12 protein-coding genes and 1 pseudogene are annotated in these 12,741 nt (G+C 54.1%); 8 read left to right on the forward strand and 5 right to left on the reverse strand.

Annotated features, from left to right (window positions below; genetic code table 11):
• Positions 1-460: 460 nt before the first annotated feature.
• Positions 461-1,639: an MFS transporter gene (locus tag SBI19_RS15875; RefSeq protein WP_317969860.1), complete on the reverse strand. Its 1,179-nt coding sequence runs from the start codon at positions 1,637-1,639 to the stop codon at positions 461-463.
• A 135-nt stretch (positions 1,640-1,774) separates the two neighbouring features.
• Between SBI19_RS15875 and SBI19_RS15880 the strand changes: the two genes are divergently transcribed.
• Positions 1,775-2,149: a winged helix-turn-helix transcriptional regulator gene (locus SBI19_RS15880; protein ID WP_317969862.1), complete on the forward strand. Its 375-nt coding sequence runs from the start codon at positions 1,775-1,777 to the stop codon at positions 2,147-2,149.
• 9 nt (positions 2,150-2,158) lie between these two features.
• Positions 2,159-3,033, forward strand: a pseudogene (locus tag SBI19_RS15885) (PhzF family phenazine biosynthesis protein).
• A gap of 65 nt (positions 3,034-3,098) precedes the next feature.
• On the opposite strand, the gene SBI19_RS15890 reads toward SBI19_RS15885, so the two are convergent.
• Positions 3,099-4,361 (reverse strand): LamG-like jellyroll fold domain-containing protein, encoded by a 1,263-nt coding sequence (locus SBI19_RS15890; protein ID WP_317969863.1) that lies wholly within the window; start codon positions 4,359-4,361, stop codon positions 3,099-3,101.
• A gap of 133 nt (positions 4,362-4,494) precedes the next feature.
• On the opposite strand from SBI19_RS15890, the gene SBI19_RS15895 reads away from it, so the two are divergent.
• The 3 genes from SBI19_RS15895 (at position 4,495) to SBI19_RS15905 (ending at position 6,966) form a co-directional block, all read left to right on the forward strand.
• A complete protein-coding gene (locus tag SBI19_RS15895) occupies positions 4,495-5,406 on the forward strand; it encodes a GNAT family N-acetyltransferase (RefSeq protein WP_317969865.1) in 912 nt (303 codons plus the stop codon).
• A gap of 119 nt (positions 5,407-5,525) precedes the next feature.
• Positions 5,526-6,512 (forward strand): aldo/keto reductase, encoded by a 987-nt coding sequence (locus tag SBI19_RS15900; RefSeq protein WP_317969867.1) that lies wholly within the window; start codon positions 5,526-5,528, stop codon positions 6,510-6,512.
• Positions 6,513-6,585: 73 nt separating this feature from the next.
• The gene (locus SBI19_RS15905) at positions 6,586-6,966 is read left to right on the forward strand and encodes a MerR family transcriptional regulator (RefSeq protein WP_317969869.1); all 381 of its coding nucleotides are present in this window, start codon (positions 6,586-6,588) and stop codon (positions 6,964-6,966) included.
• A gap of 62 nt (positions 6,967-7,028) precedes the next feature.
• On the opposite strand, the gene SBI19_RS15910 is transcribed toward SBI19_RS15905, so the two are convergent.
• Positions 7,029-7,745, reverse strand: coding sequence for a MerR family transcriptional regulator (locus SBI19_RS15910; protein ID WP_317969871.1), 717 nt, complete (start codon positions 7,743-7,745; stop codon positions 7,029-7,031).
• Positions 7,746-7,897: 152 nt separating this feature from the next.
• Here SBI19_RS15910 and SBI19_RS15915 point away from each other — a divergent pair, with 152 nt between their 5' ends.
• Together SBI19_RS15915 and SBI19_RS15920 are read left to right on the forward strand one after the other, a co-directional pair.
• Positions 7,898-8,785: an alpha/beta fold hydrolase gene (locus SBI19_RS15915; RefSeq protein ID WP_317969873.1), complete on the forward strand. Its 888-nt coding sequence runs from the start codon at positions 7,898-7,900 to the stop codon at positions 8,783-8,785.
• 92 nt (positions 8,786-8,877) lie between these two features.
• The gene (locus SBI19_RS15920; protein WP_317969875.1) at positions 8,878-9,900 is read left to right on the forward strand and encodes a DUF2332 domain-containing protein; all 1,023 of its coding nucleotides are present in this window, start codon (positions 8,878-8,880) and stop codon (positions 9,898-9,900) included.
• Between the two features lie 53 nt (positions 9,901-9,953).
• Here the strand turns inward: SBI19_RS15920 and SBI19_RS15925 are convergent, their stop codons facing one another.
• Positions 9,954-11,558, reverse strand: a complete 1,605-nt coding sequence (locus tag SBI19_RS15925; RefSeq protein ID WP_317969877.1) for a sensor histidine kinase — start codon at positions 11,556-11,558, stop codon at positions 9,954-9,956.
• Positions 11,555-12,241 (reverse strand): response regulator transcription factor, encoded by a 687-nt coding sequence (locus tag SBI19_RS15930; protein WP_317969879.1) that lies wholly within the window; start codon positions 12,239-12,241, stop codon positions 11,555-11,557. The genes SBI19_RS15925 and SBI19_RS15930 overlap by 4 nt, the downstream gene beginning before the upstream one ends.
• A gap of 270 nt (positions 12,242-12,511) precedes the next feature.
• Between SBI19_RS15930 and SBI19_RS15935 the strand changes: the two genes are divergently transcribed.
• On the forward strand, positions 12,512-12,730 hold the full coding sequence (locus SBI19_RS15935; RefSeq protein WP_317969881.1) for a YwbE family protein: 219 nt from the start codon (positions 12,512-12,514) through the stop codon (positions 12,728-12,730).
• The last annotated feature ends 11 nt before the right edge of the window (positions 12,731-12,741 follow it).

The raw sequence follows: 12,741 nt of genomic DNA on the forward strand, positions 1-12,741 counted from the left end.
TTTAGTTTTATTTATTGTATCAGGTCGCTCTTGCAGAGTGTCTACTTTTTAGTCTAGCTCCAATTCGCCCGATGTAGGTGCATAACTGCACCTACGGGAGCCCGCGGCGGCGGATTCGTCAGGCGTAAGTGCATATTTGCACCTATGAGAGCCCCCGGCGCGGATCAGCCTGATGTAAGTGTATATTTGCACCTACTTGCACTAGCTGCGGCGTGTGCTGTGATTGCCCCCTAGTAACCCGTCCTGTGCGTGGGGCCGATTGATGCGGAAGTGCATCTTTCTCGGCTGTTGAGCGCATTGGGAGTCATATTCGCTTCAAATACATGCACATTCGCAGGCATTCTCATTTCGAGTTCGATGCAGTTACTTATACCTGCACTTTTGCATCAATCGCAGATCGACAACGTGCAGGAGGGAGGCAGCCTGTAGACAACCAATGCACACCGCACACCGCGCACCGTTAGTTCGTCGAACGATGTTGAACGAGCCTAACCCGCACCCTGTGGCTCTGAATCGATAAGGCCGCTGCCGCTAAAGCAAGCAGGACGAACAACGAAGCAAGCCAAGGATGGTACAAGGCGCGGTCGTTCCACTGCATGAGCCATCCGCCTGCGCTAGCGCCGATCGCAAGTCCGAGGTGAGTGACAGAGGTGTTCACGCTCAGAATGAAGTTAACCGAGCTTGGTGCCGTACGGACGATGTAAGCATTAATGGCGGGAACGGTGCTGAATATGGAGAAGCCCCATATGCCGAGCAGCGCGAGGCTGATTGCCGGGGAAATGTCTGCGAATAACGGCATCGCAAGCAAGGAGATGAACGTTGTTGCAAGCCCCGTAATCATCACTCGTTCGCTTCCGTAGCGATCAATGCCGATGCCGCCCAGCTTGGAGCCGACGATGCCCACTACACCCAAGGCCAGCAGCACTACACTCGGCGCATCGGATGACAGCCGCAGGGCACGCTCGACGAAAGGCGCAATGTACGTCAGCATAACCGAGTTGCCTGCGCCGAGCAGCATGGAGAGCAGCAAGGGGCCGGCGACGGAGACATTCTTCAATACCGAGAACTGCTGCAAGAAAGGTTCGGGTTCATCCGCCTCTATATTCGGCAGGCTCCGATGCAGCGGTATCATAACGAGCAAACCACCGATAGCCAACGCGTAGAAAATCGATTCCCATCCCCACAGCTTCGACATCACTGCGCCCAGCGGCACGCCTGCGACCATCGAGAAGCTGAAGGCAAGCGCGATCGTTCCCATCGCATTGCCGAGTTGATTTGCCTTTACCAGCTTCGCAACGGATCCGAGGGCAATAACGCAGAATACGCCTGCACTAGCTCCGACGAGAACGCGTATCGACATAAGGAATGCGTAGCTGCCGCCTAGCGCGAAGGCCAAGCTGCTGAGGGAGAAAGCTAACAGGGAGTAAAGCATCAACCGTTTGCGATTCATGCGTGACGTCAGTGCAATAAGGATCGGCGTTCCGACAGCAAATCCGATCGAATAGGCTGTAACGAGCATTCCGGCCTGTGATATCGAGATCCCTGCACTTGCAGCGAGCAGGTTCAGAATGCCTGAGATGACGAGCTCGGCTGTAGCGGCGAAGAATGCGCCGACAGCGATTAGATATACTTTGTTCATTTCCATCATCCTTCCAATTGACTATGGAAATGATTATAAGTAATGCACTAAAATATAGTAAGAAGGCAAACGATTTTGACCTAATCCAACAATTCTGACCAACTTACCAAACGGTAAGTAAAGGAGCGTGCATTGATGACAGCAGAACAGTACCCGCCACAAGGAGCATCCTCTGATCCTGGTGAAAATGCAGCGATTCCGAACATATGCGAAGCGCTCACGATTCTGGGGGCAAAGTGGAGCTTCATGGTCATCGCGCAGTTAACCGACGGTCCGCAGCGGTTCAAGCAGCTGCTGCGCAATGTGAAGGTCGTAAAGACGCAGTCGCTGACCGATACACTGCGTCATCTGGAGGCGACCGGCATGGTGCGCCGCGAAGTATTTCCGACCATTCCGGTGACAGTCGAATATTCGCTGACGGGCAAGGGGCAAGATTTTCAGCGGGTCATTCGGGAGATGGAGCAGTGGGTGGAGAAGTGGAAGCCGGGGAACCAATCGACGACGATGTGAGGTGGAGCTATGGCAGCAACCGTAAACGTTTATCACTATGATGCATTCAGCACCGTTCCGAATCAAGGCAATCCTGCAGGCGTTGTGCTTGACGGCGAGCATTGGAGCGAACAGCAGATGTTGGCTATAGCGGGGAAAGTAGGCTTCAACGAAACAGCGTTTCCGATGCCATCGGACGTTGCTGATCTAAGGATTCGTTTCTTCACGCCGGGGCATGAAATCAACCTGTGCGGCCATGCGACGATGGCGACGATCTATGCGCTTGCGACGAGAGGGTTGCTGGAGGGTAGGACGGAGCTGACGATCGAGACGCTGGCAGGCGTGCTGCCGATTCGACTGCACTGGAACGAGGAGCAAGTGCTTCGCATCACGATGAAGCAGGCTGCACCGCAATTCCAGCCATTTAATGGATCAGTGTCCGAGTTGGCCCAATCGATGGGGATCGCGGAGAGCGATATTGCCGCCGATCTGCCGACGGTCTATGGCAGTACGGGAACGTGGACGCTCATCGTACCCGTTACGAGCTTAGCTGCCTTCGAGCGGATGAAGCCGAACAATGCGCGATTCCCGGCGATTTTGCAGGAAATGCCGAGATCATCTGTACATCCATTCTGCCTCGAAACTTATGATTCCACCGCACATATGCACGCCCGTCATCGCCGTACTCAGGTACGATCGAGGACCCGGTAACGGGGACGGCCTCTGGCGTGATGGGGGCGTATTATGCGCAGCATATCCAGTCCTCGTCCTTGTTGAATCTGGTCGTGGAGCAAGGACAGGAGATTGGCCGAGACGGCCGAGTCGAGGTTGCTGTCACGAACGGCACTGAAGTGGAGATAACGGGCACAGCGGTGTATGTCGGGGAGTTCGAGGTGCAGATCTAGCGGTTCATATCGAATGAAAAGGCGACCAGACGTTAGTTCCGTCCGGGCGCCTTTATTAAGGACAATTAAGCCTCTCGTATGATCATCCAACGATAGCCGAACGGGTCGATGAACGTGATGAAGCTGGCGAATCCTTCGTCTCGAATGTCGACAACCGATGCCCCGGCGTCGGTCAGGTGCTGCGTCACGTCGCTGACGGCCCTTCTTGTTTTGAACACGAAAGGCGTGATCTGAGGTTGTAACGGAGGCTCCGATCTGCCATGCAGCAGGAGACCGGCGCTTTTGCCAAGCGAGAGCAGGTAGAAGTGACCCGGATGCTCGATCAACGCCCTGAATCCAAGCCGTGTCTTATACCATTCCGCCGCCGCCGTAATATGCTCGTTTGAAACTAGCATCTGCACATGGTCTACGTAGTCTAGCAGCGGATAATCCTTCTCCTCAAGTACGGGCAGCACCCGTTCTTGCTGCGGCTCCCAGCCTTGGTCGAGGAACAGCGCTTGCACTTCATCCTCCGTTATCGACCGCTCGTAGATGCGGAGGTCATCGATTCTTCCATGGAAGAAGAAATAGGGCTCATCGGATGCCTTCCTGCCAATATACATCGGCTCATTGGGATCGGGTTGGAATACGCCAGCCTGCTCGCACTCTAGCCGACCATTCTTGTAAAGACGGAAGGTTTGGTGCTCATAGGTGACGACGATATGGTACCAGAATTCCCGCTGAAGCGGTCTTGCAACGCTCAGATCAGGATCGATCAGGAAGCGATGGCACGTAATCTGTGCGTCGTGGGTGCTGAGCTGAAACGCATAATTCTTATGTTGGCCATGCTGCGAGACGATAGCGCCATTCCAGCCCTCTTGCTTGGAGTTCGCATCATAGCAGCACCAGACGGATACCGAGAACGCATCCGCGTTAAGAAAAGGGGCGGGATCGAGAACGAGGTAGTCATCGACGCCGTCGAATGCGTATGCACGGGCAGGTTGTCCGAACCGGTCGGCGCATAAGGCAGCTCCATGAACTTGTCCGTGATGTCCGTTTCCGCTGCTATCCTGCGGTCCGCCGTTGAATAAATATTCCGCGACCAGCCCGTGCTTCAAATCTATCGTGCTGCTGCTTCTGCCGAACAAATCATCCAATGTCACTTGGAAGATATCGGCGAGTATAGGCAGCAGGGTAATTTCTGGACAAGACTGCTCATTCTCCCACTTGCTCACGGCTTGATAACTGACGCCAAGCCGATTGGCCAGCTGTTCCTGCGTCAAGCCTCGTTGCCTTCGATGTTTGCTAATGGCATCTGCGAGATGCTTCGAATAATCCGACGAACCCACTCGATATCGCCTCCTTAGATTTGAGATTAGTATAATGTGAATAGGTGGAAAAATATAGAACGAGTTAGTTGAGTGCATGGCAAGTAAACTCAACTCATGGTTGAGGGCGGTAGAAGCGTCCTGCAGCCAGTGTATGGAAATGAATGATGCATCACCTGAGCATGGTCGTCTGGTGCTGCTCATTCAAGAACGCTACAATGAAGAGAGATTCGATTCATGGGGCGCCGAATACCTTGATCCTTGGGGGAATGATATGCATATTAAACAAACTTCGCTCGCAGACATTCCGTTTCTCGTAACCGAATATGTAGAGGGCCTATCTTCGCCTTTCGATTCTTTTCTGGAAGAGTATGTTCTGTCGTCGACCTTTTATTTGATTCACAATGAGGACGCAGCCGCTGTCGGCTATTTCGCCATCCATAACGAGGAACGGCTTACACAGTTTTATGTCCGGCACGCTTATCTGAAGCACGCACAGCCATTGTTCCTGCAAGTGCTGGAGCGATACGCGGTGAGATCTCTATTCGTTCCGACCTGCGATGAATTATTGCTGAGTCTGACGGTTGATCAGGGCTTCAAGATCAACAAACAGGCTTACTTTTTCCAAGACAGCGGAATAGATCAACCGGAGACTGGTTCCCAAGACGGTGAGATTTTTCGCATAGCTTCCCTCTGTGATCTGCCTATCATTGAGCAAGTATGCGGAAGCTTCCTCGAGGATTACAGCCATTGGATCGACAAAGGCGAGCTGTTCGTGTACTTCCGCGACGCCATTCTGCTGGGCATCGGACTAATCGAGAAATCCCGCATGATCCATGGTGTCGCCAGCATCGGCATGTTCACCAATGAGGCTTATCGCAAGCAAGGGGCCGGAAAACGCATCATTGTTCAGTTGAGGCAGTCGTGCAAGGAACAAGGGGTGCAGCCTATCGCGGGTTGCTGGTACTATAACGAGGAATCGAAGCGGACGCTCGAGAGCGGCGGCATGGTCACGAAGACGAGGCTGCTGCACATCGACATAACTGAGCAAGACCAGGCGCAATGAGCCTCGAACATAATTTTTACTTATTCGCAACTTGACTTGGAGTGAACTCCAGAGGGTAGAATGCTCTTGTTGGTGTACGAATTTCATATCAAGGTTAACGGGAAGCGAGGAACAATCGAATGGAATATGTAAAGCTTGGCAACACAGGTCTGGATGTATCCCGCATTTGTTTAGGCATGATGAGCTTCGGCGTCGCCGAGCGCTGGACGCACCCTTGGGTGCTGAACGAAGAAGACAGCCGGCCGATTATTCGCAGAGCGCTGGAGCTTGGCATTAACTTCTTCGATACCGCGAACGTTTACGGCGGCGGAACAAGCGAGGAAATCACGGGACGAGCGCTCAAAGATTACGCGAATCGGGATGAAGTCGTCATCGCAACGAAGGTGTTCTTCCGAACGGCGGAGGGCCCTAACGGCGCAGGACTGTCCCGCAAGGCGATCATGAGCGAGATCGATAACAGCCTCAAGCGACTCGGAACCGATTATGTCGATCTATACCAAATTCACCGCTGGGATTACAACACGCCGATCGAAGAAACGATGGAGGCGCTGCATGATGTGGTGAAGGCGGGCAAAGCCAGATACATCGGCGCTTCCGCGATGTATGCATGGCAGTTCCAGAAGGCGCTGCACGTGGCAGAGAAGAACGGCTGGACTAAGTTCGTCGCGATGCAAAATCATATGAACCTCATCTACCGCGAAGAAGAACGCGAGATGATGCCGTTGTGCAGGGAAGAGAAGATTGGCGTCATTCCGTACAGTCCGCTGGCTTCCGGTCGATTGGCGCGCGACTGGTCGGAGACGACGCATCGCTTCGAGACCGATCAGGCGCAGCATATGAAATACGATGCGATGATGGAGGCGGATCGTCCCATTGTCGAGCGTCTTGCAGCGATAGCCGAGAAGCGCGGCATCCCTCGTGCGCAGATCGCGCTGGCTTGGCTGCTGCAGAAGCAACCGGTTGCGGCCCCGATCATCGGCGTATCCAAAATGTCGCATCTCGACGATGCGATAGCGTCATTGTCCGTTCAACTGACGGCGGAAGAAATCGAGTCGCTGGAGGAGCTGTACGTTCCGCATCCGGTTGTCGGCGCGTTGTCCAAGTAAACAGCAAGAAAGAACGTCCTATCTCGTTGTAGGACGTTCTTCATTTTCCCAAACTACAGGCAGGTGACGACAGATGTTAATCGCGGAAGTAAGCGAGCGCTACGGGTTGTCTCAAGATACGCTCCGCTATTACGAACGAGTCGGATTAATTCCGCACGTGAACCGCAATAAGAACGGCATTCGGGATTATACGGAAGAAGACCTCCGCTGGGTCGAGTTTATCAAATGCATGCGCGGCGTTAGTCTGCCGATCGAGTCGCTGATCGAGTACGTGCGCTTGTTCCAGCTAGGGGACGATACGGTGGAGGCGAGGCAGCAGCTTCTGCACGAGCAGCGCCAGGCGCTTGCGGCGAGGATGGCAGAGATGCAGGTCGTGCTGGATCGATTGGATGATAAAATCGCGCGCTACGATCAGACGATCGGCAAGAGAGAACGTACGCTGAACCGACCATAGCCGCGGCTCGGCGGACAAATAAGCCGCAAGCAGCGCGCTATGCAGCGCATACCGCACGGCGTCTATTCAGACGTTGCCGACTTGCGAAGCTCCACATAATTCATCAACTCGGCGATTGCCGCGAATTGATCGCTTAACCGACCGTTCAGCTTCTGCAGGGCAAGCTGGACGGATTGCTCTACCTGCTCGTAATGCTGGGCGTCCAGCTCTTGTAGCAGCTGCTTGATATTGTCGATGTAATACACCGTCTTTCGCAGGCTGCTGATAAGCACGATTTTGCGAAGCTCCGCCAGTGTAAAGACGCGATAGCCATTCTCCTCATTGCGCTGCGATGCAAGAAGTCCTTCCTGCTCCCAATGCCGAATGGCGGACGCATTGACCCGTGCCATCCGTGCGGCCTCTCCGATCGTCATCCTGTCATCAGCCTTGATGCCTTCGAATACTGCCCAATTCGTATCGCGAAGCATTCCCAGCATCTCTTCGACGCGCTTTTTCTCCGCTTGAGTTTCAGCTTGCTGCTCGTTAACGAGCCACAACGCATCCGAAATTTCCTCGTTATTAATCTTCCGCATGACCTCATAAGCCACAGGGATGTCATAAGCTCGCAGCAAGGCGCGAATCGTTGCAAAAGCCTGCAGGTGCACAGCGCTGTAACTTCTGCGATTGCTCGCCGATCTCGGCACATCGGGAATCAATCCTTGCTCCTCGTATCTGCGCAGCGTGGTCGTGCTGATCAGCAGCAGCTCTGCAATCTGAATCGGGGTATAACGGTCATTCATTGTCATCGCTCCATACCTTCAAGTAAAACCTTCAAGTGCTGCATCAACATTGTCGGCTATTTTATCGCCTTAATCAAGCCTTTCGACGCGCCAAACCGGAAGATTGCATGAATGTTATACGATGGAGCTATAACCTGTAAGGAGTGAGTGCATTGCAGAAGCAGCAGCAACGGATACAACAGATACAGCTATCGAATCATTCCAAGATCGAAGTCGGACTGACAGGCGATGCCGGCCGCCCAGTCCTCATGCTTCCCGTCGCGAAACGATCAAGCTGCGGCCAGGAGGCGGAGACGCTGAAGCGGTGGGGTGTCGACCCCGAGCTTGGCAAGCATCTGGTGGAGGGACTTGCAGGCACATGCCAAGTGCTGCATTTTGATTATGAGGGACATCTATTCGAGCACCCCGTGCCCCGGCTCACAGTTGACCATATCGTGCATGACTTCCTTCACATTGCTGACAAAATGAATATCGGCCGCTTCAGCTATTACGGCTATTCGTGGCTGGCGCTTGCCGGCTTGCAGCTCGCCATTCGTACCGATCGGCTCGACAGCTTGGTGATGGGCGGTTTCCCGCCTTACGGGGGACCGTACGCGGAGATGCTGGCCGTGACTCGTCATACGCATCGGCAGGCGACAGCGAACCAGCAGGAGCAATCCGAGTCGGCAGTGCAGCCGACGAGCGCCGAAACACCCGATGAAATCGACTGGGACACTATCAAAGTAACGATTAATCCGCAGGTGACGCAGCAGTTCGTCACGCTGTATGAAAGCCTTGAAGGGTTCGACGATCGCAGCGTTCAATCGCAGCTGACGGTACCGCGGTTAGCCTTTGCAGGGGAGAAGGATACGATTGCATATGGGAAAGCGTTCGGTCATGTGACGGTTGATATTGCCGGCCAGCTTCGGAAGCATGCAGAGCGGCTCCGTCAATTCGGATGGGATGTGGAATTGCTCGCGGGCAATGGGATGGACCATACGCAGGCAATGCAGCCGCCTGTTGTACTGCCGCTCATAAAATCGTGGCTGGCGAGTAGATAAATACAACTTATCAAGCTAATAAAAACCTTAAGTTTTTATTTATAGCCGTTTCGTACTATGCTGGAAGCAACAGTTACGAATGAGGTGAGCGCTTGGAGTTGTTAGCGAAGCAGTTCCGATTATTCGCCGCGAGGGAATGCCGGGGCTCAAGCGAGTTATATGGATATCTGGCAGTGGGCATTGCGGATAACCCGCAATTATTGCAATTGGCGTTGCATGCGAAGCCCGGGCAGCCCATACCGAATATGCTGCTGGGTGCGGTTCATTACTTGCTGCTAAGCGGCGTTGAACATCCCTTAGCGGACTACTATCCTAATCTCGCAGGCGAGAATGCGCTGGAGCCTTCGCGTGCGATTTATGCATTTGCAACCTTCTGCGAGCAGTACGAGCAGGACATTATCGCACTACTGACCAGCAGGCTTGTCCAGACAAACGAAGTGAGACGTTGTGCTTATTTGTACCCGGGCTTCGGTATGATCTACGAGCTTGCACGCAAACCGCTGGCACTGATCGAGATCGGAACGAGCGCGGGATTACAGCTGCTGTGGGACCGCTACAGCTATTGTTATGATGGCCGTCAGAAGTATGGGAATGAGCAATCGGAGCTTGTCATTACCGGTGAGATCCGTGGGGACAACGTCCCGCCCATGCTCGCAAGCAGTCCGCCAGTCATATCCCGGGTCGGTGTCGATTTGCATGTAAACAACTTGAACGATTCCGACGATTACTTGTGGCTCAGGGCATTGATCTGGCCGGAGCATCAGGAGAGAATCGTACGATTTGATCAAGCAGCAGCACAGGTGAAGGAGCATCGTCCGCACCTAGTTGAAGGGAATGGGGTCGAGTTGCTGCCTGGCATCGCTGCGAGTGTCAGCCGAGAATCGGCTCTCTGCGTGTTCCATACGCATGTCGCGAACCAGTTCAGTCCGCAGGACAAAGCTGCGCTGGAGGCTCATATTCAGAAGCTTGGCGGCGAACGCGACGTGTATCACCTCTACAACAATATGTCCGATAGTTATCTCCATCTCGATTACTACGTGGGCGGCCGGGAGCATCGATTGACGCTTGCGCAGACGGACGGGCATGGACGGTGGTTCCGATGGCTGTTGTCATAAACCAAAAGGAGACAGGGATGTTGGCGTGAAGCCATTCCCTGTCTCCTGCGTATTTAAAGCTTCTTCTCAGCACTGCCGCCGAGCAGTGGCAGTGTGAACGTGAACGTCGAGCCGTCGCCCAGCTTGCTCTCCACGAACATCTTGCCTTCATGCGCGGCAATCAGCGATTGCGAGATCGCTAGGCCGAGACCTGCGCCGCCATGCTTGCGCGTCCGCGAAGTGTCGCTGCGATAGAAGCGGTCGAACACATGCGGGACATGCTCTTCGGCAATGCCGGCGCCATTATCTCGAATGGAGCTAACCGCCTGACCGTTCATCGCTTGCACCGTTACTTCAATAATACCGCTCGACGCGTCCGTATGCTGTACCGCGTTGTGGAATAGATTGAGCACAACCTGCTTGATTTTGTCCGCATCGCATTTCACCAGGATAGGCGAGTCCAGAAGGAAACGGACCTCTCGTTCACCCGCGAGCATATGCAGATGAGGCTCCATCTCCTCCATCAGTCTGTCGAGCCGCACCTCGGATAGATGAAGCTGAGGCGCACGGTCCAGCTTGGCGAGCGTCAGCAGATCCTCGACAAGCTTCTTGATCCGTGTGGATTCGCCATGCATGCTGTTGAGCGCCGGATACAGCTGCTCGCGGCGATCTGCCGCACCTCGCAGCAGCACCTCGATAAAGCCGTGAATGGAGGTCAGAGGCGTCCTCAGCTCATGGGATGCGTCAGCTATGAAGCGCCGCATCTGTTCTTTCGCTTCTCGCTCTGCCTCGAACGAATGGGCCAGCCGCTCCAGCATGCCGTTGAACGAATCGGCAAGCCGATCGATCTCGAGCTGGCCTTGATCGGCAGGGAATCGTTCATTCAAGCTGCCGGCATCGATGCGGGCGACGGTCTCTACCATGCGATTGAGCGGCCGCAGCGTTCGCCGAAGCGCCGGAAGGAACAGCAGGATGCCGCCGATGAGCGCCAGTATCGACAACCCCGCGAAGATCGACAACTGACGGAGCAATACGTCTTTGAGCGGGGCCGTCTTTTGCCCTAATTGCAGGATGGCATCAGACCCTGGGAACGTGTTCGTGAACACGAGAAGCTGCTCGGTGCCATCCTCGGACGTTGCAACACGATACTGCACCTCGCGCTGATGCACCATCTGCTCGCGTACTTCATCGTACTGCGCATCGCTTAGGCGAGGGGAAGCAATTCCGCGGCTTGCCGTAACGTCCGTATAGGTTCCGTCGAGGTCGACAATCGCCATCGACTTGTCGAGCATATAGAATACGGGATTGTTTGGGCGGCCGCCAGTCCCCTCATCATAATTAGGAACGTTATCTGGCATCTGCGCTTTATTGTCAGAACCAGAAGCACCGCCTTGTGCGGGATTGTTATCGTGGTTCGAATCCATTCCCTTATGAGCCTTATTCAAATCACCCATCGACCATCCCTCGCCGAACAGGTCGCGAGGCATGTTGCGGAGCTCCGACATCATAGCCTCCGCTTGATTGCGGTACAAGAAATCGCGCATAAACGTATATTGCAAGCCGCCGATCAGAATGAGCAGTGCGGCAAGAATGAATAACGACCTGGCCAGCAGCTGCGACCGGAGCGACTTCGTCGTTAAGCGAGTTTTGAGCTTATGAATCACGCCCCGCGCGTTCATGACAGGTCTACCCGATAGCCGGCGCCGCGCAAAGTACGAATTAATTGATGCTCTTTGTCGCCAAGCTTATCGCGGAGGGAGCGGACGTATACCTCGACGATATTTTCCTCCCCGCCAAAATCATAGCCCCATACCTTGTCCAGAATCGTCGCTTTGCTCAGCACGATGCCATGGTTGGTCACCATATATTTCAGCAGCTCATATTCGGTTGGGGACAGCTCAAGCACCTGGCCGTTGAACACGATCTCCTTGCGGCGGTCGTCAACCTTGAATGGGCCGATCGCGACCTCGCCGAACAACATCGGGAATTGATTGCGCAGCCGCGCGCGAATGCGAGCGAGCAGCTCGTCGAAGCTGAACGGCTTCACCAGGTAGTCGTCTGCGCCGATCGTCAGACCTTTCACCCGATCATCAACCTCGTCCTTCGCTGTCAGCATAATGACGGCGACCTCGCTGCCGCTCTTCTTGAGCATGCGGCATACCTCGAAGCCGTCCATACCGGGCATCATGACGTCGAGAATGACGATGTGCGGATTGAATTGCTGAGCGAGCGTAATCGCAGTCATGCCGTCCGGCGCGGTGCGAATGTCGAAGCCTTCGTTCACAAGGCCAAGCTCGAGAAATTGAAGAATATGGGGTTCATCATCGACCAGCAGAATGCGAATGCCGGGGATCGGTTTCATGGTTGGGTCCTCCTTGGTGTACAAGTGAAAGTTCGTATATGGTAAAAGAGCATAACATTCGTGTGATTCATGTAAGCTATCATTATTATCGGGCTTCAAGCTGAACCTTCGCTGAATGCGTACTGAGCTTCGGCTTAATCGTTATTCGATATTCGTTATTAGCGGTTCTATTAGCGAATAATGCCATTGTAGCATATTGCAAGTTATTGCTTGTACAATGGGAAGATCTACGCGAGACAAGGGTGTCGCACGAAGGGAATGAACAGATAAATGAGTACCAATGGAACAATTCGAGCGAACATCAAACCAGGAATTCAGGTCGACATCGTCCTGAAGCAGGATCAACGGACGGGCCGCACTACACGAGGCATCGTCAAGGATCTGCTGACCAATTCGCCGACTCACCCGCATGGGATCAAGGTCAGGCTGACCGACGGCCAAGTCGGTCGGGTGAAACAGATCGTACAAACTGCTGAAGAGAGGCAGTAGTCAGTAGGGGA

The sequence above is a fragment of the Paenibacillus sp. CCS19 genome, assembly GCF_033239625.1.
Classification (GTDB): domain Bacteria; phylum Bacillota; class Bacilli; order Paenibacillales; family Paenibacillaceae; genus Paenibacillus_T.

Coding starts and splice junctions, on each gene's coding strand:
- SBI19_RS15900 (WP_317969867.1), top strand. CDS start 5,526: ATGGAATATGTAAAGCTTGGCAACACAGGTCTGGATGTATCCCGCATT.
- SBI19_RS15905 (WP_317969869.1), top strand. CDS start 6,586: ATGTTAATCGCGGAAGTAAGCGAGCGCTACGGGTTGTCTCAAGATACG.
- SBI19_RS15895 (WP_317969865.1), top strand. CDS start 4,495: ATGGAAATGAATGATGCATCACCTGAGCATGGTCGTCTGGTGCTGCTC.
- SBI19_RS15925 (WP_317969877.1), bottom strand. CDS start 11,558: ATGAACGCGCGGGGCGTGATTCATAAGCTCAAAACTCGCTTAACGACG.
- SBI19_RS15880 (WP_317969862.1), top strand. CDS start 1,775: ATGACAGCAGAACAGTACCCGCCACAAGGAGCATCCTCTGATCCTGGT.
- SBI19_RS15935 (WP_317969881.1), top strand. CDS start 12,512: ATGAGTACCAATGGAACAATTCGAGCGAACATCAAACCAGGAATTCAG.
- SBI19_RS15930 (WP_317969879.1), bottom strand. CDS start 12,241: ATGAAACCGATCCCCGGCATTCGCATTCTGCTGGTCGATGATGAACCC.
- SBI19_RS15910 (WP_317969871.1), bottom strand. CDS start 7,745: ATGAATGACCGTTATACCCCGATTCAGATTGCAGAGCTGCTGCTGATC.
- SBI19_RS15875 (WP_317969860.1), bottom strand. CDS start 1,639: ATGAACAAAGTATATCTAATCGCTGTCGGCGCATTCTTCGCCGCTACA.